This window comes from Bradyrhizobium sp. 45 (assembly GCF_023073155.1).
Taxonomy (GTDB): domain Bacteria; phylum Pseudomonadota; class Alphaproteobacteria; order Rhizobiales; family Xanthobacteraceae; genus Bradyrhizobium; species Bradyrhizobium canariense_D.
Genome location: NZ_JADPIX010000143.1, coordinates 420,119 through 440,121 on the forward strand (window position 1 = coordinate 420,119; position 20,003 = coordinate 440,121).

At 64.3% G+C, this 20,003-nt stretch carries 21 protein-coding genes; 11 read left to right on the forward strand and 10 right to left on the reverse strand.

Annotation, left to right across the window (positions count from 1 at the left end; genetic code table 11):
- Positions 1 to 18: 18 nt before the first annotated feature.
- The 6 genes from IVB42_RS34465 (at position 19) to IVB42_RS34490 (ending at position 6,848) form a co-directional block, all read left to right on the forward strand.
- Positions 19 to 819: an NYN domain-containing protein gene (locus tag IVB42_RS34465; protein ID WP_085352320.1), complete on the forward strand. Its 801-nt coding sequence runs from the start codon at positions 19 to 21 to the stop codon at positions 817 to 819.
- A gap of 85 nt (positions 820 to 904) precedes the next feature.
- The gene (locus tag IVB42_RS34470) at positions 905 to 2,707 is read left to right on the forward strand and encodes an adenine deaminase C-terminal domain-containing protein (protein WP_247393892.1); all 1,803 of its coding nucleotides are present in this window, start codon (positions 905 to 907) and stop codon (positions 2,705 to 2,707) included.
- A gap of 153 nt (positions 2,708 to 2,860) precedes the next feature.
- The gene (gene gcl / locus IVB42_RS34475) at positions 2,861 to 4,651 is read left to right on the forward strand and encodes a glyoxylate carboligase (RefSeq protein WP_018458591.1); all 1,791 of its coding nucleotides are present in this window, start codon (positions 2,861 to 2,863) and stop codon (positions 4,649 to 4,651) included.
- Between the two features lie 12 nt (positions 4,652 to 4,663).
- Positions 4,664 to 5,449, forward strand: a complete 786-nt coding sequence (gene hyi / locus IVB42_RS34480; RefSeq protein ID WP_247393889.1) for a hydroxypyruvate isomerase — start codon at positions 4,664 to 4,666, stop codon at positions 5,447 to 5,449.
- A gap of 12 nt (positions 5,450 to 5,461) precedes the next feature.
- Positions 5,462 to 6,349 carry a 2-hydroxy-3-oxopropionate reductase gene (locus tag IVB42_RS34485; RefSeq protein ID WP_085352323.1) on the forward strand — a complete coding sequence of 296 codons (888 nt, stop codon included), beginning with the start codon at positions 5,462 to 5,464 and terminating at the stop codon, positions 6,347 to 6,349.
- A 115-nt stretch (positions 6,350 to 6,464) separates the two neighbouring features.
- Positions 6,465 to 6,848, forward strand: a complete 384-nt coding sequence (locus tag IVB42_RS34490) for a DUF1236 domain-containing protein (RefSeq protein WP_018458594.1) — start codon at positions 6,465 to 6,467, stop codon at positions 6,846 to 6,848.
- Positions 6,849 to 6,891: 43 nt separating this feature from the next.
- On the opposite strand, the gene IVB42_RS34495 is transcribed toward IVB42_RS34490, so the two are convergent.
- The 3 genes from IVB42_RS34495 to IVB42_RS34505 form a co-directional block, all read right to left on the reverse strand.
- Positions 6,892 to 7,269 carry a VanZ family protein gene (locus tag IVB42_RS34495; protein ID WP_247393886.1) on the reverse strand — a complete coding sequence of 126 codons (378 nt, stop codon included), beginning with the start codon at positions 7,267 to 7,269 and terminating at the stop codon, positions 6,892 to 6,894.
- A 75-nt stretch (positions 7,270 to 7,344) separates the two neighbouring features.
- Entirely contained in the window at positions 7,345 to 7,947 is a 603-nt protein-coding gene (locus tag IVB42_RS34500) for a thiamine pyrophosphate-dependent enzyme (RefSeq protein WP_247393883.1), read from the reverse strand.
- 11 nt (positions 7,948 to 7,958) lie between these two features.
- Positions 7,959 to 8,525: a thiamine pyrophosphate-binding protein gene (locus IVB42_RS34505; RefSeq protein WP_247393873.1), complete on the reverse strand. Its 567-nt coding sequence runs from the start codon at positions 8,523 to 8,525 to the stop codon at positions 7,959 to 7,961.
- A gap of 264 nt (positions 8,526 to 8,789) precedes the next feature.
- Between IVB42_RS34505 and IVB42_RS34510 the strand changes: the two genes are divergently transcribed.
- Together IVB42_RS34510 and IVB42_RS34515 are read left to right on the forward strand one after the other, a co-directional pair.
- Positions 8,790 to 9,839 (forward strand): hydroxyacid dehydrogenase, encoded by a 1,050-nt coding sequence (locus IVB42_RS34510; RefSeq protein ID WP_247471909.1) that lies wholly within the window; start codon positions 8,790 to 8,792, stop codon positions 9,837 to 9,839.
- A 185-nt stretch (positions 9,840 to 10,024) separates the two neighbouring features.
- Positions 10,025 to 10,237 (forward strand): hypothetical protein, encoded by a 213-nt coding sequence (locus IVB42_RS34515; RefSeq protein ID WP_007608382.1) that lies wholly within the window; start codon positions 10,025 to 10,027, stop codon positions 10,235 to 10,237.
- 60 nt (positions 10,238 to 10,297) lie between these two features.
- Here IVB42_RS34515 and IVB42_RS34520 read toward each other — a convergent pair whose 3' ends face one another.
- The 4 genes from IVB42_RS34520 to IVB42_RS34535 form a co-directional block, all read right to left on the reverse strand.
- Positions 10,298 to 12,502 (reverse strand): xanthine dehydrogenase family protein molybdopterin-binding subunit, encoded by a 2,205-nt coding sequence (locus IVB42_RS34520; protein ID WP_247471910.1) that lies wholly within the window; start codon positions 12,500 to 12,502, stop codon positions 10,298 to 10,300.
- A 7-nt stretch (positions 12,503 to 12,509) separates the two neighbouring features.
- On the reverse strand, positions 12,510 to 13,526 hold the full coding sequence (locus IVB42_RS34525; protein WP_018458601.1) for a xanthine dehydrogenase family protein subunit M: 1,017 nt from the start codon (positions 13,524 to 13,526) through the stop codon (positions 12,510 to 12,512).
- The gene (locus tag IVB42_RS34530) at positions 13,523 to 14,014 is read right to left on the reverse strand and encodes a (2Fe-2S)-binding protein (protein WP_018458602.1); all 492 of its coding nucleotides are present in this window, start codon (positions 14,012 to 14,014) and stop codon (positions 13,523 to 13,525) included. Before IVB42_RS34530 ends, IVB42_RS34525 begins: the two co-directional genes overlap by 4 nt.
- 139 nt (positions 14,015 to 14,153) lie before the next feature.
- Positions 14,154 to 14,633, reverse strand: coding sequence for an Lrp/AsnC family transcriptional regulator (locus IVB42_RS34535; RefSeq protein ID WP_018458603.1), 480 nt, complete (start codon positions 14,631 to 14,633; stop codon positions 14,154 to 14,156).
- A 134-nt stretch (positions 14,634 to 14,767) separates the two neighbouring features.
- Here IVB42_RS34535 and ald point away from each other — a divergent pair, with 134 nt between their 5' ends.
- On the forward strand, positions 14,768 to 15,883 hold the full coding sequence (ald, locus tag IVB42_RS34540; protein WP_085362406.1) for an alanine dehydrogenase: 1,116 nt from the start codon (positions 14,768 to 14,770) through the stop codon (positions 15,881 to 15,883).
- A 9-nt stretch (positions 15,884 to 15,892) separates the two neighbouring features.
- On the opposite strand, the gene IVB42_RS34545 is transcribed toward ald, so the two are convergent.
- Positions 15,893 to 16,528, reverse strand: a complete 636-nt coding sequence (locus IVB42_RS34545) for a DsbA family protein (protein ID WP_204510736.1) — start codon at positions 16,526 to 16,528, stop codon at positions 15,893 to 15,895.
- 201 nt (positions 16,529 to 16,729) lie between these two features.
- Between IVB42_RS34545 and IVB42_RS34550 the strand changes: the two genes are divergently transcribed.
- Together IVB42_RS34550 and IVB42_RS34555 are read left to right on the forward strand one after the other, a co-directional pair.
- Entirely contained in the window at positions 16,730 to 16,948 is a 219-nt protein-coding gene (locus tag IVB42_RS34550) for a hypothetical protein (protein ID WP_007593267.1), read from the forward strand.
- 149 nt (positions 16,949 to 17,097) lie between these two features.
- The gene (locus IVB42_RS34555) at positions 17,098 to 18,156 is read left to right on the forward strand and encodes a putative sulfate exporter family transporter (RefSeq protein WP_085352331.1); all 1,059 of its coding nucleotides are present in this window, start codon (positions 17,098 to 17,100) and stop codon (positions 18,154 to 18,156) included.
- Positions 18,157 to 18,230: 74 nt separating this feature from the next.
- On the opposite strand, the gene IVB42_RS34560 is transcribed toward IVB42_RS34555, so the two are convergent.
- Together IVB42_RS34560 and IVB42_RS34565 are read right to left on the reverse strand one after the other, a co-directional pair.
- Complete coding sequence (locus tag IVB42_RS34560; protein WP_026233618.1) at positions 18,231 to 19,103, reverse strand: ABC transporter ATP-binding protein; 873 nt, start codon at positions 19,101 to 19,103, stop codon at positions 18,231 to 18,233.
- Complete coding sequence (locus tag IVB42_RS34565; RefSeq protein ID WP_162496367.1) at positions 19,100 to 19,936, reverse strand: ABC transporter permease; 837 nt, start codon at positions 19,934 to 19,936, stop codon at positions 19,100 to 19,102. The genes IVB42_RS34560 and IVB42_RS34565 overlap by 4 nt, the downstream gene beginning before the upstream one ends.
- Positions 19,937 to 20,003 lie beyond the last annotated feature (67 nt).

A 20,003-nucleotide genomic window follows, 5' to 3' on the forward strand; every position in this document is an offset into this window, starting at 1 on the left:
CATCTCGTGGGAAAAGTCATGCCGTCAGAGCTCCGTTCGCCCCGTCTCGCTGTCCTGATCGATGCAGACAATGCTTCGGCAAAGATCGCCGATGGGCTGTTCGAGGAGATTGCCAAGATCGGCGAGGCCAGCGTTCGCCGCATCTACGGCGACTTCTCCAATGCCAGGTCGAGGGGCTGGGCCGACATCCTGTCCAAACACGCCATCATCCCGCAGCAGCAGTTCGCCTATACGACGGGGAAGAATGCCTCCGACATCACGCTGGTCATCGACGCAATGGACCTGCTTCACAGCGGCCGGTTCGATGGCTTTTGCCTGGTGTCGTCGGACAGCGATTTCACCCGTCTGGCCGCCCGCATCCGGGAGCAGGGCATCGACGTCTTTGGGTTCGGCGAACAGAAGACGCCGGAGAGCTTCCGGCAGGCCTGTCGAAGGTTCGTCTACACGGAGAACTTGCTTGCCGCCCCAGCGAACACCCAGGACGCCGCCTCGAGATCGACGTCGCTTCAGCCGCTCGATGCCGCAACCCCCATCATCAAGAAGGTCATCACCCAGATGGAGAGCGAGGACGGCTGGGTGACGCTCGGGGAAGTTGGCCGCCAGCTCGCCAATCTCGCGTCCGATTTCGATCCGCGAACCTTCGGCTTCCGCAAGCTGAGTGACCTCGTGCGCAAGACGAATGCGTTCGAGATTGACGAGCAGAACGGGAGGTCGATGCGGATTCGGGTCAAGCCCGCTGCCGCACCGGCCCCGCGACGACGGAACTCGCGCAGACCTGCGAGGCCAGCGGCGGCAGGCGCTTCTCCGCCTAAAGCGTAAGCAGAGCCTGCCGTTATATTTGCGCTTGCCCGGTCGGGCGCAGGGCGTAACCATCGCAGGGCCATAACGCCACGCGAGGGTTCTGATGACCAGACTTACCCGCTTCGCCGTCGCACCGCTGCATTCGATGACCCGGCGTCTCGCCGATGTGGCCTCGGCGCGTGTCGCGCCGGATCTCGTCGTCACCGGCGCGCGGGTGCTCTCGACCTATTCGGAGCGCATCCATGCGAACCGCGAAATCTGGATCACCGGCGGCCGCATTGCTGCGATGAAGCCGGCCGGCGCTGCGAAGAAAGTCTTCGGCGACGTGCCGGTTTACGACGCGGCGGGCGGCATCATCGCGCCGGGGCTGGTCGACCCGCACATCCACATCGAATCCTCGATGGTGACGGCCTGCGCCTATGCCGAGGCCGCCCTGCTCAACGGCACCACCACAATCTTCTGCGACAGCCACGAGATCGGCAACGTCATGGACGTCGTCGGCGTCGAGGCGATGCTGGAGGACGCACGCGAGGCTCCGCTCTCGATCTTCCTGACGGTGCCCTCGACGGTTCCTGCGACTTCGGCCGCACTGGAGACTGCGGGCGGCGATCTGACGCCCGACAAGATCGCCGGCCTGTTCGACCGTTGGCCGGAAGCCGTCGGGCTCGGCGAGAAGATGGATTTCGTGCCTGTCACCATGGGCGATGAGCGAAGCCACGCCATCCTCGCTGCCGCCCTGAAGCGCGGCCGGCCGGTGTCCGGCCATATCTATGGCCGCGACTTCGTTGCGGCCTATGCGGCGAGCGGCATCACCGACACCCATGAGGCGATCGACCGCGACATCGCCGACGATCTGCTCGATGCCGGGGTCTGGGTGTTCCTGCGCGGGGGACCGCCGACCACGCCCTGGCACTCGCTGCCGCAGGCGATCCGGACCATCACCGAGCTCGGCGCCTCGCACAAGCGCACGGCCGTGTGCACCGACGATCGCGACGCCGACGATCTCCTGCTGTTCGGTCTCGACTGGGTTGTGCGCGAAGCCGTGAAAGCAGGGATGTCGCCGGAGCAGGCCTGGTCGATGGGCTCGCTGCATGGCGCGACGCGCTTCAACATGGACAGCGATATCGGCGGGCTCGGCGGCGGGCGCCGCGCCGATCTGGTGCTGATGGACGACAATCTGAAGCCGCAATGCACCTGGTATGGCGGCGAACTCGTGGTCGAAAACCGAAAAATCACGCCGAAGCTCGAGCAGGCGCTGTCGCAGCGCTATCAATATCCGCAGGCGGCCTATGCGACGGTGAAGCTGCCCGAGAAGGTCAAGCTGACGCCGGAGCTGCCGGCGAAGGCCTGCACTGTCAACGCGATCAAGACCGCGTTGCCCGGCATCACGCTGATCCATGAGAAGATCGCGATCGAGCCCGCAAAGGACTGGCCCTCACTGTTCGCCCGCTACGGCCTATGCTTCGTCACGGTGGTCGAACGCCACGGCAAGTCGGCCGGCAATGTCGCCTACGGCCTGTTGAAGGACTTTGGACTGAAGCGCGGCGCGGTCGCCTCCAGCGTCGGGCACGACAGCCACAACATCATCGTTGCCGGCACCAACGAGGCCGATATGCAGGTCGCGGTCGCCGCCATCAAGGAGCAACAGGGCGCCGTCTGCCTCGTCGCCGAGGGCAAGGTGAGGGCGCTAGTGCCGCTGCCGATCGCTGGGCTCTTGTCCGACAAGCGCGTCACGGAGGTGGCGGAAGAGGTCAAGGCGCTGAAGAAGGAATGGGCGGAGGCCGGCTGCACCATCCCCTACATGGGTTTCAATCTGATTCCGCTATCGGTCATTCCGGAAATTCGTATCACCGACAAGGGCCTCGTGCTGGTGCCGCAGATGCAGCTGGCGCCGCTGTTCGAGTGATCGCTTTCACGGATATCTCGATCTAACCGATTGAGACCGCCACGTTTTTTCCGCGGCTGCCGCATCGTGGAAAATAAAATCGATCTCGTTGAGTGAAGCCCTCGCGGGCCCGATGATCTCGCTCGAGCCAATGCAACTCAAGCGAGGTCCGATATGGCGAAGATGCGAGCCATCGATGCTGCCGTGCGAATTCTGGAGAAGGAGGGCATCTCGACTGCCTTCGGCGTTCCCGGGGCCGCGATCAATCCGCTTTACTCGGCGCTGAAGAAGCGCGGCTCGATCCGCCATATCCTGGCGCGCCATGTCGAGGGTGCCTCGCACATGGCCGAGGGCTATACGCGGGCCAAGGCCGGCAATATCGGCGTCTGCATCGGCACCTCGGGGCCGGCCGGGACCGACATGATCACCGGGCTCTATTCCGCGATCGCTGATTCCATCCCGATCCTCTGCATCACCGGGCAGGCGCCGCGCGCGCGGCTCTACAAGGAGGATTTCCAAGCCGTCGACATCGAGTCGATCGCAAAGCCCGTGACCAAATGGGCGGTGACGGTGCGCGAGCCGGCGCTGGTGCCCCGCGTGTTCAGCCAGGCGTTTCACGTGATGCGCTCGGGAAGGCCCGGCCCGGTGCTGATCGACATGCCGCTCGACGTGCAGCTCGCCGAGATCGAGTTCGACGACGAGACCTATGAGCCATTGCCGGTCTACAAGCCGACCGCGACCCGCAAGCAGGTCGAGAAGGCGCTGGAGATGCTCAATGCGGCCGAACGGCCGCTGATCGTCGCGGGCGGCGGCGTGATCAATGCCGACGCCTCGGATCTGCTGGTGGAATTCGCCGAGATTGCCAACGTGCCGGTCGTGCCGACGCTGATGGGCTGGGGGGCCATCCCCGACGACCACGTGCTGATGGCCGGCATGGTCGGTCTTCAGACCAGTCACCGTTACGGCAATGCCACCATGCTCGAATCCGATTTCGTGCTCGGCATCGGCAATCGCTGGGCCAACCGCCACACCGGCTCGGTCGAGACCTACACCAAGGGGCGCACCTTCGTGCATGTCGACATCGAGCCGACGCAGATCGGGCGCGTGTTCAATCCCGATCTCGGCATCGTCTCGGACGCGAAGGCCGCTCTCGAACTCTTCGTCACCGTCGCCAGGGAGTGGCGCCGGTCCGGCAGGTTGCGCGAGCGCCAGGCGTGGCCCGCTGCCTGCCGCGACCGGAAGAAGACAATGTTGCGCAAGAGCCATTTCGATAACGTCCCGATCAAGCCCCAGCGCGTCTACGAGGAGATGACCAAGGCGTTTGGCCGTGACACCTGCTACGTCTCCGTGATCGGCCTGTCGCAGATCGCCGGCGCGCAGTTCCTGGGCGTCTACAAGCCGCGCAACTGGATCAATGCCGGGCAGGCGGGCCCGCTCGGCTGGACGCTACCCGCGGCGCTCGGCGTGCGCGCGGCGTGTCCGGATCGTGATATCGTCGCGCTCTCAGGCGACTACGATTTCCAATTCCTGATCGAGGAGCTCGCAGTTGGGGCGCAATTCAATCTGCCCTACATCCACGTCGTCGTGAACAATTCCTATCTCGGCCTGATCCGCCAAGCCCAGCGCGGCTTCGACATGGACTATCACGTCCAGCTCTCGTTCGAGAACATCAACGCGCCTGAGCTCGGCGGCTACGGTGTCGATCACGTCGCTGTCGCCGAAGGGCTCGGCTGCAAGGCGATCCGCGTCACCGACCCGAAGGACTCGCAGGCGGCGTTCGCGACCGCGCGCGAATGGATGGCCAAGCATCGCGTGCCCGTGATGGTCGAGTTCATCCTCGAACGCGTCACCAACATCGCGATGGGCACGGAAATCGACAACATCGTCGAATTCGAGGAGGTGCTGGATCTGCCGCTCGACGAGGTCGCGACCGCGCGGCCCGGCGTGCTGCAGCCGGCGGAATAGGGAGATAGCATCATGCCGAAATTCGCCGCCAACCTCACCATGCTCTTCAACGAAATGCCGTTCGTGGACCGCTTCGCAGCGGCCAAAGCAGCGAGCTTCGGCGGGGTCGAGTACCTCTTCCCCTACGAATTCGACAAGGCGCAGCTGCGCGAGCAACTCGACGGCCATGGGCTGACGCAGGTGCTGCACAATCTGCCGGCCGGCAATTGGGGGGCGGGCGAGCGCGGCATCGCGATCCTGCCTGATCGTATCAGCGAGTTCAGGGACGGTGTGTTTCGCGCCATCGACTATGCCAAGGCGCTCGATTGCGAGCAGCTCAACTGTCTCGTCGGCATCGCGCCTGCGGATGCCGATCCGCGTGAGCTCAACGAAACGCTGGTTGGGAATCTGCGCTTTGCGGCGTCGACGCTGGCGCGGGAAAACATCAAGCTGCTGATCGAGCCGATCAACACGCTCGACATGCCCGGCTTCTTTCTGAACGGCACCGAGCAGGCCGTGCAGCTGATCTCCGAGGTGCGCTCGAACAATCTGTTCGTCCAGTACGACATCTACCACATGCAGATCATGGAGGGCGACCTCGCCCGTACTATGCAGGAATACCTGCCGCAGATCGCGCACATCCAGCTCGCCGACAACCCCGGCCGTCACGAGCCTGGCACCGGCGAGATCAACTATCCCTTCCTGTTCCGCCATCTCGACGCGATCGGTTACCGCGGCTGGGTCGGCTGCGAATACAAGCCGCGCACCACGACGCTGGAAGGCCTGTCCTGGCACGCGGCGCAGACGTTCGAGACCTGAGGAAACGTTGACATGATCGACATCGGCTTTATCGGACTTGGCACCATGGGACGGCCGATGGCCGGCCATCTTCTGACCGCAGGCCATCGCGTTCTCCTGCACGATGTCGGGCCGGTCGCGCCCGAGCTGATCGCGGCCGGCGGCGTTGGCTGCAAGTCAAGCAAGGAGGTCGCGGAGGAGGCGGATGCGGTCATCATCATGGTGCCGGATACGCCGCATGTGGAGGCCGTGCTGTTCGGCAAGGACGGCGTCGCGGGCGGCATTTCCAAGGGGAAGATCGTGGTCGACATGAGCTCAATCTCGCCGCTGGCGACCAAGGAGTTTGCGAAGAAGATCGAGGCGCTCGGCGCGGATTATCTCGACGCACCGGTGTCAGGCGGGGAGGTCGGTGCCAAGGCGGCAAGCCTCACCATCATGGTGGGTGGCCCCGAGCGCGCTTTCAACACCATGAAGCCGATCTTCGACCGGATGGGGAAGAACGTCACCCGGGTCGGCGCCAATGGCGACGGCCAGACGACGAAGGTCGCCAACCAGATCATCGTCGCGTTGACGATCGAGGCGGTCAGCGAAGCGCTGCTGTTCGCGTCGAAAGCCGGTGCGGATCCGGCGCTGGTGCGGCAGGCCCTGATGGGCGGCTTTGCGTCGTCCCGGATTCTCGAAGTGCATGGCGAGCGCATGGTGAAGCGCAATTTCGATCCCGGCTTCCGCATCGAGCTGCACCAGAAGGATCTCAACCTCGCGCTTGAAGGCGCCCGCGCGCTCGGCCTGTCACTGCCAAGCACGGCAGTGGCGCAGCAATTGTTCTCGTCTTGCACCGCACATGGCGGCAAGGGTTGGGATCACTCGGCAATGGTGCGTGCGCTGGAACTGATGGCGCGGCACGAGATCGCCGCAGCCTGAACTGTTACCAGGTAACAGTCTCCACTTGTAGTTCTGCCTAGATCCGGCGGGGAACCGGAACAATGATCCGGCCCCGCGGTTGAAGGCGCACAACAATCACTGGAGACATAAGCACATGAAGACCCGTCTTGCGATTACGTTCGCTGCCGCGTCGCTGCTGGCGTCGAGTGCAGCCTTTGCCCAGTCGACGACCGAACAGGGCGCCAGGGACGGCGCTCGCGCGGGCGGCGACATCGGCGGCCCGGTCGGAGCGATGGTCGGTGGTACCGTCGGTGCGGCGGTCGGCGCTGGCCTGGAAATCCCGAATGCGATCCTCGGCGGAATTCCGCGCGATGATTCCGTCGTGGTCCACGAGCGCGTCGTGGTCGGCGAGCCACTGCCGCCGACCGTGGTGCTGCGGCCGGTGCCGAACTACACCGAATACCGCTATGCGGTCGTGAACGATCGCCGCGTGATCGTCGAGCCGCGCACGCGCCGCGTCGTCAAGATCATCGACTGATCGATCGAAGCGTGAGCTTTGAAGAGGCGGGCCCTGCGGAGCGTCACTCCGCGGGGCCTTGGCTCGTCAGGGCCGAATTTGCGCGAAACCGCGTCATGGCCCAATCGGCGATGGCCGCGAGCACGAAACCGATGCAGGTGGTGCCGGCATCGACCAGAAAGTCCTCCAGCCGCGCGTGCCGTCCCGGTGCCCAGAATTGCATCAGTTCGAGCAGGCCGATCAGAACCATCGCGATCGCTGTGGCCGACAGGCGGCGGCGCGGATAGGCGAGGCCGAAGGCTAGTCCCACCAGGACGAAGGCTAGGGCATGTTCGCCGTCCTGGCCAAGGTCGGAATGGGGCCGCAGGCCGGGCGGGCCGAGGGTTGCAAAGGCGACGGCGGCGGCAAGCAGCCAGGCAGAGGAGCGAAGCAAAATGGACATCCGCACCGCTTAGCACGGATTGCAGCAGCCTGCCGAGGCGTCGGGATCAGATCGCCGTGTAGTTAATGACGAAAGTTAAAGTGGCTCGCGCACGCCAAGGCCGTGCATGAAGCGTTCCCGGATTTGTACGGGATCGCGTCGGGTGGCGCCGACGCCGGGCTTGTCATCGATGCGGACGGCGATCAGGCTGGGCTCGCCGGCCGACATGGCTTCCTCGACCAGACGCTCGAAATCCGCCTCGTCCGCGGCCCAGGCGCTGTTGGCAAGCCCGGAGCCGGTTGCGATGGCGACGATGTCAGCCACGTTCGCGGCCGGTGTCGACTGCGCGCCCGTGATCTGGTAGATGCCGTTGTCCATCACGATCATGATGAGGTTCTTCGGCTTCAACGCCGCGATCGTCGAGAGTGCGCCGAGCTGCATCAGCAGCGAGCCGTCGCCTTCGAGCGCAAAGACGCGCCGGTCCGGCTGCGCCAGCGCCACGCCCAGCGCGATCGGGAAGGCGAGCCCCATGCTGCCGAGCATGTAGAAATTTTGCGCACGGTGGCCGGCGGCCCAGAGGTCGAAATTGGTGTTGCCGATGCCGCCGATCACGGCTTCCTCGTGCTCGAGTTTCGCGATCAGGCGCGAGGTGACGTCGAAGCGGTTCATCACTTTGGTGTTGCGCACGTCTGTATTCATTTGGGCCGGACTCACTTGTCGAACACCTTGCCGCCCGTGAGCAGCGGGTTGAGGATCAGCGCGACTGGCGCCTGCGTCGTGACGGCCTGCTTGATCGAACGATCGGCAATGAATTCGAGCTCGTCGAGCCGGGTGATGGTGTGATGCTCCAGCGCCAGCGAATCCAGCACCGGACGCATGGTGCGGCAGACCAGTGACTGGCCGTAGTTGAACTCGCCGAGCGTGCCGCGCTCGGACACGAACATGATAAGCGGAATCTGGTAGGGCACCGCGAGCGAGGCCAGCACGTTGGCGAGCGTCGCAAAGCCTGAGGTCTGCATCAGCACCGCACCGCGCCGTCCGCCCATCCAGGCGCCCGAGACGATGCCGACGGCCTCCTCCTCGCGGGCGGTGGCAAAGGTGGTGAAGAACTGATCGGCGTGCAGGTTCTTGATCAGCGGCGTCAGCACGCGGTCGGGCACGTAAGGGACGAGGCTGATCTCATTCCGCTTTAGGGTTTGCAGGATGATGCCGTGCCAGCTCTTGTCACTGGAGGTCTGCGCCGCCTCGGTCGAGGTTTGTTGCTCCGCAATCGGCATTGCGTTCTCCCTTCGGCCGCGCATGCTTCTTGGTCTTTGCCATTGTCTTGGCCGTCGTCTTCCGTCGCGGCGGTCTGCCGAACTTGACGCAGGCAGCGGGATTGTCAACATGTCCGGACTGCACCGTGATCTGCGCCAGACGGCCTGCCGCAGCTGGTGCCGCCGTGTCATAAGCGGCAACAACAAGAGAACGGAGGAACGCATGACAGGAACGCGCGAAGCGCTGGCCCTGCGGATCTCCTGGAGAAAGCCGGAAGGGTCCTGATGTCCGTCAACAGCAAGCGCGTCTTCTACGTCAAATATCTGGCCAATCCGATCTATATCGACATCCTGAAGGCGCGGCCCGACGTCCGGCTCGATCGCATCGAGAACGAGAGCCCCGAGGATTATTTCGCGCCGATCATCGAGGCGGCTCATGTCTACCAGATCGGCGCCGCCCGTGACGAACTGGCCCCGCACTTCCATGTCGATGCTGCCTTCCTGAAGCGCGCGCCGAACCTGCTGCTCGTCTCCAGCAACGGCGCGGGATTCGATCCTGTCGATGTCGAGGCTTGCACCGATGCCGGCGTGCTGGTCGTCAACCAGTCCGGCGGCAATGCCCACTCGGTCGCCGAGCATGCGCTGGCGATGATGCTGACGCTGTCCAAGCGCATCATCCAGTCCGACCGCAAGCTCCGCAGGGAGTCCAACGTCAACCGCAACGAACTCGTCGGCAACGAGATCGAGCACAAGACCGTCGGCATCATCGGCCTCGGCAATGTCGGTCGCCGCATCGCCGCGCTGTGCAAGGGCCTGTTCGGCATGAAGGTGCTGGCCTACGATCCTTACCTCGCGGCCGAGGTGATGGCCGAGCGGGGCGGCGAGAAGGTCGAGCTCGACGAGCTGCTGCGCCGCGCCGATTTCGTCTCCATCTCCTGCCCGCTCGACAGGGGCAGCCGCAACATGATCAGCGTGCGCGAATTTGCGTTGATGCAGCCGCATGCGTACTTTATCACCACGGCGCGCGGCTTCATCCACGATGAGGATGCGCTGCTCCAGGCCTTGCGCGAGAAGCGCATTGCGGGCGCCGGTCTCGACGTCTGGTCCAAGGAGCCGCCGCCGCCGGAGCATCCGCTGCTCCAGCTCGACAACGTGCTGGCGAGCCCGCATACCGCGGGCGTCACGATCGAGGCGCGGCAGAACATGGGCCGCATCGCGGCCGAGCAGGTGCTGGATACGCTCGATGGCAAGCGGCCGCCGCGCATCATCAATCCGGAGGTCTGGCCACGCTATGTGGAGCGATTCAAGCAGGCGTTTGGTGTGACGCCGGCGTAGTTGACAGTCGCTCTGTCCTTCCGGGGTGCGATGCTCCTGCTGCCCAATGTCCCGGTTAGAGCTACGCGCCACGGAACGATCGGCGGGGGGAACCGCGCCCGACTTTGATCCGTGTCAAAATCTCCCTCCCGGATTCCGCCTAAATGGGATAAGAGTGAGCGCCGCCGGGGCAGGCAGGAGGTCCCATGTCAACTTATGTGGTCAGGTTCATGAAGGACGTGCTCGGCCAGTACGGCCGGCAGATCGAGGTGTGCCAGGGCACGCTCGAGATCGACGCTTCCGACGAGGACGAAGCCAGAGAGCGGGCGAAGGCGAGGTTTTGCGAGGATCAGGCGTTGCACCACTGGTCGCTGCATGCCGACCGCATCCAAGTCAGACCGGCTGACTTTCCCTCGTGAGGCCTGGCGGCCGGGCGCCGTGAGGTGACGCCGGCGCCGAGAGGGGACTGCTGCACCGTCTCAGTCGAGCAGCTTGTCCAGTGTGATCGGAAATCGACGGATGCGTTTGCCGGTGGCGTGATAGACGGCGTTCGCGATCGCGGCGGGAACGCCGACGATGCCGATCTCGCCCAGCCCCTTGATGCCGAGCGCGTTGATGTGCGCGTCCGGCTCGTCGACGAAGATCACGTCGATGTCGTGAACATCGGCATTCACGGGAATGTGGTACTCGGCGATGTTCGCGTTCATGATCCGCCCGAAGCGGTGATCCATCACCGTCTCCTCGTGCAGGGCCATCCCAATCCCCCAGACCACGCCGCCCATGATCTGGCTGCGGCCTGTCTTGGTGTTGAGAATCCGCCCGGCCGCGACGGCGCTCACGACCCGCGTCACGCGAATGACGTTTAGCTCTTCGTCCACCTTGACCTCGGCGAAGACGGCCGAGTGGGTGTTACGCGCGTGCTTCTTGTCCTCGCCGAATTGATTGAGCTTTTCCTTCTCGATGCGTTCGACGCCGCCGTGACGCATCGCGTCGGCGATCGAGACCGCGCGGCTGTTGTTGCTGGCGCTGGCAATGCTGCCGTCGGTCAGCACCGTATCGGCTAGCTCGGCGCTGGCGAGCGGCGAGCCTGGCATCTTCCCGGCCAGGCGTAACAGTTCCTTGCGCACTTCCTCGGCGGCTGCGAGCACCGCATGCGCGCTCGAAGCGGCCATCCAGGAGCCGCCCTCCACAGGCGCCTGCGGCAGACTGGAATCTGCGAGCCGGACGCTGATGTTCTCAATCGGCAGGCCGAGCGCATCGGCTGCGACCTGAGCCACAATGGTGTAGGTGCCGGTGCCGATGTCGGATGCGGCGCAGGACACCTCGGCATGTCCGTTCGACGTCAGCACGATACGGACGGCGACCGGCATCTGCAGTGCTTCCCACACACCCGTCGCCATGCCCCAGCCGATCAGATCCTTGCCGTCGCGCATCGAGCGCGGCGCAGGATCGCGTCTGCTCCAGCCGAAGGCGTCCGCGCCGCGCGCGTAGCATTCGCGCAACTGCTTGCTGGTGTAGGGCAGGTTTTCGCTCTGGTCGCGATCCGAGTAGCACTTCAGCCGCAATTCGATCGGGTCGAGCTTGAGTGCGACGGCGAGCTCGTCCATCGCGCATTCCAGCGCGCAGACGCCCGACGCAGCGCCCGGTGCGCGCATGTCGCAGGGGGTGGAGACGTCAAGTTGCACCAGCTTGTGGGAGAAGCGGCTGTTCGGGCTCTTGTAGAGCTGTTCGGCCCAGCCGGTATCGTTGCGGGCAAAATCCTCATAGCGCGAGGTGACGGCAATGGCCTCGTGCGTGACCGCGTCGAGGGCGCCATCGGATCTTGCGCCGAGCCCGACGCGCTCGATGGTCATCGGCCGGTAGCCGAGCCCGTACATCTGCTGCCGCGTCAGTACGACGCGAACGGACCGCTTCAGCGCGAGCGCGCCGAGTGTTGCCAACACCACCTGATATTGCGGCCGCAAGCCGGAGCCGAAGGCGCCGCCGACGTACGGCGAGACCACGCGAATGTCGTCCGGCTTCTTGTCGAACACGCTGCAGAGAAATTTGTGGACGTTCTGGACGCCTTGGGTCTTGTCGTAGATCGTGAGCTTGCCATTGCTGTCCCAGACCGCCGTGGTCGCATAGAGCTCCATCGGGTTGTGATGCTCGGTCGGTATCACGTAGTCCGCCTCGTGGCGCACATCAGCTCCCGCAAGGGCGGCTGCGGCGTCGCCCCGCGGTTTATGCGGCTCGTTCTTCTCGGCGGCGTTGCTGCGTTCGCCTTCGAGGTCGGTTGCAAAACCATGCTGCTCATATTCGACCCGCACGAGCGTCGCGGCGAATTTCGCGGTTTCCCAGTCCTCTGCGACGACAAGTGCGATCGGCTGGCCCTTGAACTTGATCTTGTCATCATAAAGCGGACGGAAAGGCGAGCCTTCCTCGGGCGCCACCTCGTCCTTCCACGCCTCGTCCTTGTCGGCCAGCGGCGGACGGTTCGCATGCGTGAGCACGTTGAGTACGCCCTCGACCTTCAACGCCTCGCTCGCGTCGAGGCGGGCAATGCGCCCGCATGGAATGATGGCCTCGACCACGAAGCCATGGAGGAGCTTGTCGGCTGGAAATTCGCCGGCGTATTTGGCGGCGCCGGTGACCTTGGCCCGGCCGTCGACACGCGACGTTGGCGTTCCGACATAAGCGTTCATGGGGTCCTCACGCGATCTTCTTGTGCGCCTGAGATTGCGGCGTGGCGTTCGCCGCCTGTGTCAGCGTCCGCACGATGGCGCGGCGTGCGAGCTCGACCTTGAAGCCGTTATGTGAGCGGGCCGTTGCTCCCTGGAGCAAGAGATCCGCGGCGTGCGAGAAGTGATCGGGCGTTGCGGCCTGGCCGCGCAACGTAGCTTCGGCCTCGAGGCTGCGCCAAGGCTTGTGAGCCACGCCGCCGACCGCCACGCGTGCCCCGCTGATCGCGTTGCCCTCCAATTCGAGCGCGGCGGCAACCGAGACCAAAGCAAAAGCATAAGACATCCGGTCGCGAATTTTTAGATAGCTGTAGTTTTGAGCAAAGCCGCGCGGCGGAAGCTCAATCCCGGTGATGATCTCGCCGGTGCCGAGATTGGTATCGACATGAGGCTTGTCGCCGGGCAGCCGATGGAGATCGGTCAGCGCGATGGTGCGTTCGCCGGAGGGACCCGCGATGTGCACGAGCGCATCGAGCGCGGCGAGCGCCACGCTCATGTCGGATGGATTGGTCGCGATGCAGGCGGCGCTCGTGCCCAGGATCCCATGGTTGCGGTTCAGCCCGTCCATTGCCGAGCAGCCGCTGCCGGGATGTCGCTTGTTGCACGGCGTGGCCGTGTCATAGAAATAAGCGCAGCGCGTTCGTTGCATCAGATTGCCGCCGACCGATGCCATGTTGCGCAGTTGCGCCGAGGCGCCGGCCAGGATGGCGCTGGCGAGCAGGGGATAGCGCTGCTCGATCAATGGATGATAGGCGAGGTCCGAGTTCGGCACCAAGGCGCCGATGCGCAAGGACCCGTCGGGCGTCTCTTCGACCTTGCGGAGCGGCAGGCGGGAAATGTCGATCAGCCGGGAGGGGCGCTCGACATTCTCTTTCATCAGGTCGATCAGATTGGTGCCGCCGGCAATCAGTTTGGCGCCGGGACCGGCGGCGAGCAAGCGGATGGCGTCGGCGACATCAGTGGCTCGAGCGTACTGGAAGTTGTTCATGGCTGGCCCATTGCCTGCTGGATGGCGGCGACGATGTTTGGATAGGCGCCGCAGCGGCAAAGGTTTCCGCTCATCAGCTCCCGGATCTCGTCGGTATCTTTGGCACGGCCTTCGGCGAGCAGTCCGGCCGCCGAGCATATCTGTCCCGGCGTGCAATAGCCGCACTGGAAGGCGTCATGGTCGATGAACGCCTGTTGCAGGGGATGCAGCGCGCCATCCTTGGCAAGACCTTCGACAGTCGTGATCTCCGCGCCGTCCTTCATGACGGCGAGCGTGAGACAGGAATTGACGCGCCGGCCGTCCACCAGCACCGTGCAGGCGCCGCACTGACCATGGTCGCAGCCCTTCTTGGTGCCGCTCAGTGCAAGATGGTCCCGCAAGGCATCGAGCAACGTGGTCCATGGCACGAGATCGAGCGTGTGACTGACGCCGTTGACGACAAGATGGATCGGAATGCGTTCGGAAATCTGATGCGTGACATCGCCCATGTCCTGCTCCCTGCGACGGCGACCGTGCCGGACGTCAGCCGTGTTGACGCGGGGGCACGCCTCCGCCGGCCAATAGCGCCCAACGGACCACCGACCGGTTGGTTCCTTGCCAGCAGTTCGCCTTTCCGAGAGGTTGCGGTCAGCGCTTTGCTTCGCCGAACACCACATTCGGCACGGCGCGGTCGACAACTTCGCGCAGCGCGAAGCTCGATTGTACCCTCGCGACGCGCGGCAGGCGCGACAGCTCCATGCGGTGGATGCGCTCGAAATCCTGGATATCGCGGGCGAGCACGATCAGGATATAGTCGTCGGTCCCCGACATCAGGAAGCAGCGCACGACGGACGGGCATTTCACCACCTCCGCCTCGAACGCCTTCAGCGCCTCATCGCTCTGGCTTTCCAGCGCGATACGGACCAGCACCGTGGTGGTGAGGCCGAACTGCGCGAGGTCGAGCGTGGCCTGATAGCCCTGGATATAGCCGTCGTCTTGCAGCGCCTTCTGCCGCCGCGCGAGCGCGGTGCTTGATAGCCCGACCTTGTGCGCGAGCTCGGTGTGACTGGCCCGCGCGTTGGTCGTGAGCTCCGCGAGGATGGCGAGATCTTTCCTGTCGAGGGCCAAGGTTTCGTTTCCAGCGTGAAAGGGCGTTTGCGCGCCGGAAACCGGCGCAGGGAGGCCAAAGCTAGCGGATATTTGCACGAAACCAAACAGGGCACGTCGCTACGATCATGAGGTGAATCACAAGGAGGCCCGGGATGCGCGTCGGTGTGCCCAAGGAAATCAAAGTGCAGGAATATCGCGTCGGGCTCACCCCGGGTGCGGTCCGCGAATATGTCGCCGCGGGGCACGAGGTGACGGTCGAGACCGGTGCGGGCGGCGGCATCGGCGCCTCCGACGAAGACTACCGGCGGGCAGGGGCCACCATTGCCGAGAGCGCGCGCGACATCTTCGCGAAGTCCGACATGATCGTGAAGGTGAAGGAGCCGCAGACAAGCGAGTGGCCCCAGCTCCGCGAAGGCCAGATCCTGTTTACTTACCTTCATCTTGCGCCGGATCCCGAACAGGCCAGGGGTTTGCTCGCCTCCGGCTGTACTGCGATCGCCTATGAAACCGTCACCGACGCGGCCGGTCACCTCCCCCTGCTTGCGCCGATGAGCGAAGTCGCCGGCCGCCTCGCTATCGAGGCCGCCGGCGCCGCGCTCAAGCGCTCCGCTGGCGGTCGCGGGCTGCTGCTGGGCGGTGTCCCTGGCGTGCAGCCGGCGCGGGTCGTCGTGCTCGGCGGCGGCGTGGTGGGAACGCAAGCCGCGCGCATGGCCGCGGGCCTTGGCGCCGAAGTCACCGTGATCGACCGCTCCATTCCAAGGTTGCGGGAGCTTGATGATCTCTTTGTCGGACGCGTGCGCACCCGCTTCTCCACCATCGAGTCGGTCGAGGAGGAGGTGTTCGCCGCCGACGTCGTGATCGGCGCGGTACTGGTGCCGGGCGCGAGTGCGCCCAAGCTCGTCACGCGTGCGATGCTGACATCGATGCGCCCAGGCGCCGTGCTGGTCGACGTCGCGATCGATCAGGGCGGCTGCTTCGAGACCTCGCACCCGACCACGCATGCCGATCCGACCTATCTTGTCGACGGCATCGTGCATTATTGCGTGGCCAATATGCCCGGCGCGGTGCCGGTGACGTCGAGCCAGGCGCTGAACAACGCGACGCTGCCGTTCGGCTTGATGCTCGCGAACAAGGGGTTTGCTGCTGTGCTGGAAAATCCACATCTGCGCAACGGACTGAATGTGCATCGCGGCCGTATCACCAACAAGGCGGTGGCGGAGAGCCTCGGGCTGGAGTTTGCTCCGCTGGGGAGCGGACTGGCGGCGTAGCGTTGCTGCTCATGCTGGCTTGCGATGGCGTCTGCCGAGCGCGGCTTCGATCGTCTCAGGCTTCTCGATGCGTTCGATCAGCATGTCGATACGGTCGCCGCCCCAGAACAACTCGCCGTTGAACACCATGGTCGGCACGCCGAACACGCCGAGCGCTTCGGCCTCGTCGATGATACGGTCATGCTCGGCGCGGGCGGGGCCATGGACGTAGGCTTCGAACTCACTGGCCGAGCCACCGCAGGACGTGATGACGTCCGTGATTGCGGCGAGATCGTCGATCTCGAGCTCATGGCTCCAGAACCGACGAAACACCGTGTCGTGATACGGACGGAAGAAGCGATGCTGTTGGGCGAACAGCATGCCGACGCTGGAATAGAACGCGTCGTAGATCCGCCGGGGCCCTTTCATGATGAGCCCTTGCGCATTGGCATAGCGCCGGGCATCCATATAGGCGTAGCGCACCTTGCGCCAGAAATGCGGCGTGCGCTGTTCCACGGTCCCCATGAATTCGGCAACGCGCAGCGTATAGGGCAGCCATTCGAGCTCGACGCCGTGCGTCTCCTGCAGTTCGAATAGGCGCTTGTTGGCCACGAACGCGTAGGGGCTCTTGTAGTCGGTGTAGACGCGCACGCGGGGGTTTGGCATTGGCAGATTCCTTTCATACGCGCGGCGCTACCTACTCGCCGTGGCGCCGGTGCTCAAATAGGCCGGAAGAAGAAAACTATTGCCCCGGGTCCGTCCGGCGGAAGGAGTTTCCTCTTCGGGAGGCAAAAAAGCCAATCGCTTCCATTGCTGTTTGGGGCCGAAACGACGACATTTCCATCAGAAATTGATGGATTGACTGCTATGGAACGCACCAGGTTTGAGCCTTTCGGCGAGCAATTGGTGTCCGCAACGGACACCCAGCCGCGCTCGCGCGGGTCAAAGCTGCTGCTGCGGGTCGGCACCGGTCTGTTCTGGTCGCTGGTCGCCGGCATCGTGCTGGCGCGTGCGGCCTTCTTCGAGCCCGGCGTCTACGACGGCTTCAGCCGCGTCGCCTCGCTGGCCAAGAGCCTGATCTTCTGAGGCGCGCCTGATCTTCCAACGGGCGCCTGATCTTCCGAGCCAGATTATTCCGGATTGAGGATAGAACTTCCCTCGGCCCTGATATGTCGAAAACTTATTTCCCAATCGGATGGCGCTGCGTATAAATCCTTCTCCTTGGGGAGAGATTTGTGTCGCAGAATCAAGCATCCAGCCCGGCCGACGCCAAGCGGACCACGGCCATCAGCCGCATCGTCGCGCTGATTCCCGGGATCCTCCTCTGCATCGCCGTGGCCGGCGTTTCGGCCCTGCTCGAACGGGCGGAATTGGGCATCTTCGAACATCCCTATGTCGAGGCGCTGGTGATGGCGATCTTGCTCGGCATGGCTGTGCGCAGCTTTTGGAAGCCCGCGCCGCGCTGGCAGTCCGGCATCGCCTTCAGCGCCAAGCAGCTGCTCGAAGTCGCCGTCATGCTGCTGGGGGCCTCGATCAGCTTCGCTGCTATCGCGGCGTCCGGCGTCGCGCTGTTGGCCTCGATCGCGGCCGTCGTTGTGGTCGCGCTCTGCGTTTCCTTCGGCATCAGCCGGCTGCTTGGTCTCTCGACGCGGCTCTCGATCCTGATCGCCTGCGGAAACTCGATCTGCGGCAATTCGGCGATTGCGGCGGTGGCGCCGATCATCGGCGCCAACAATGACGAGATCGCATCCTCGATCTCCTTCACCGCGATCCTCGGCGTGATGATGGTGCTCGGCCTGCCGCTGCTAATTCCGCTGCTGCAGCTATCGGCTACGCAATACGGCATCCTTGCAGGCCTCACTGTCTATGCCGTGCCGCAGGTGCTGGCTGCGACGGTGCCGGCGGGACTCGTCTCGACGCAGATCGGCACGCTCGTCAAGCTGATGCGCGTGCTGATGCTCGGGCCGGTGGTCGTCGGCCTCTCGCTGACGGCGTCGCGCTGGCACAGCGATGCCAAGAAGACCAATGTCGGCTTCTTCCGCCTGGTCCCGTGGTTCATCCTCGGCTTCCTTGCGCTGGCGACCTTGCGCTCGCTCGAGATCGTGCCGTCCACGGTGATTGCCCCGATCACGCGGATCACGGGTTTTCTCACGGTGGTATCGATGGCCGCGCTTGGCCTCGGCGTCGATGTGAAGGTGCTTGCCAATGTCGGGGGACGGGTGACGGCGGCCGTGACCTTGTCGCTACTGCTGCTGCTCGGCATTAGCATCGCGCTGGTGCACTGGTTCAAGTAAGGCAAGCTGCTGCGCATACTCCACTTCCTTCTCCCACAAGGGGAGAAGGAAGTCAGCGCGCAAGTCGAGGATCCCTAAATCACATCCGCGAGCGAATGCCCGTGCAGCTCGATGTTCAGCCCCTGCATGCCCATGTCGTTGAGCTCGCCGCCCATCGCCTTGATGCTCTCCTCGCGGATCAGCGACATCAGTCCGCGGCGCAATGCCAGGAATTCCGACGACATCATCATCGACTGCTGCCGCGGCCGCTCCAGCGGGATCGGAATCTCCGCCTTGATCGAGCCGGGGCGTGCGGTCATGCAGTAGACACGGTCGGACAGGAAGATCGCCTCGTCGATGTCGTGGGTGACGAACAGCACCGAGATCTTCAGCCGCTGCCACATGTTGGTGAGGATCTGCTGCATGATGACCCGGGTCTGCGCGTCGAGCGCGCCGAAGGGTTCGTCGAGCAGCAACACTTTGGGTCCCGTCGCGAGCGCGCGGACGATGCCGACGCGCTGCTTCATGCCACCTGAGAGTTTCTCGGGGTAATGCTTTTCGAAGGCTTCGAGGCCCGCGAGTCCCAGCAGCGTGCGGGCGGCGCGCTCGCGCTGCGAGCGCGGCATGCCGCGCATCTTCAGGCCGAACTCGACGTTCTCCCGCACGGTCTTCCAGGGAAACAGCGAATATTGCTGAAACACCATGCCGCGCTCCGCGCTGGGGCCGTTCACCTTCTCGCCGTCGACGGTGACGATGCCCGTGGTCGGCTTGAGGAAGCCGGCAACCGCGTTGAGCAGCGTCGACTTTCCGCAGCCGGAGGGCCCGACGATCGAGACGAACTCGCCAGGCTTCACATGAATCTGCGTATCGGCGACGGCTTCGACCGGCCCCTCGATGCTGTCGTAGCTGAGGGAGAAGTTCTTGACCTCGATATGGCCCTGCGGTGCCTTGACAACGATCTCACTCATCTTGACCTCCACGGCATCACCAATTGTCCGGCGCCTCGGATCAACATGCTCGATCCGAGGCCGAGCACGCCGATCGCGATCATGCCGAGCGCGATGTCGGCATACTGGACCAGCGAATAGGCCTCCCAGGTGAAATAGCCGATGCCGTACTGTCCGGAGATCATCTCGGCAGCGATCAGCGACACCCAGGCCACGCCCATGCCGACGGTGAGGCCGGTGAAGATGTGCGGGAGCGAGGCCGGAAAATACACATCGCGGAAGATCGAGCGCTCCCGCGCGCCGAGACATTGCGCGGCACGCACCAGCACGGGATCGACCAGCGACATGCCGTGCAGCGTGTTGACCAGGATCGGGAAGAACGATCCGAGGAACGTGATGTAGACGATGCTCTGCTCGTTGGTCGGCCACAGCATGATGGCCATCGGCACCCAGGCAATCGCCGGGATCGGCCGCAGCACCTCCGCTACTGGGAAGATGATCTCGTGGATCAGCTTGAAGCGGCCCATGATCAGGCCGAGCGGCACCGCGACGATCGCCGCGAGCGAGAAACCGAAGAAGATGCGACGGCAGCTCAAGAGGACGTGCAGCAGGAATTTCGGATCGTGGATCGCCTTGGTGAAGCTCGCATAGACGGCGAGCGGTGAGGGCACGTTGGTGAAGCGCACGAAGAACACGACGCGATAGGTTGTCAGCAGGTGCCAGACCAGCAGAAAGGTGACCAGGGAGATGATGCCAATCGCGGTCGCACGCAGCCCGCCGCGGTTGAGCCGGTACCAGCGCAGTGCGAGCGTGCCGAAGGAGGGTGGAGATGCAGGTGGAGTGGAGGCGGGCATGGCGCTTGCCTCCGCGATTGCACTTGCCGGCATGCTGTCCTCGGAATGTCTGCGGAGGGCGGGACTG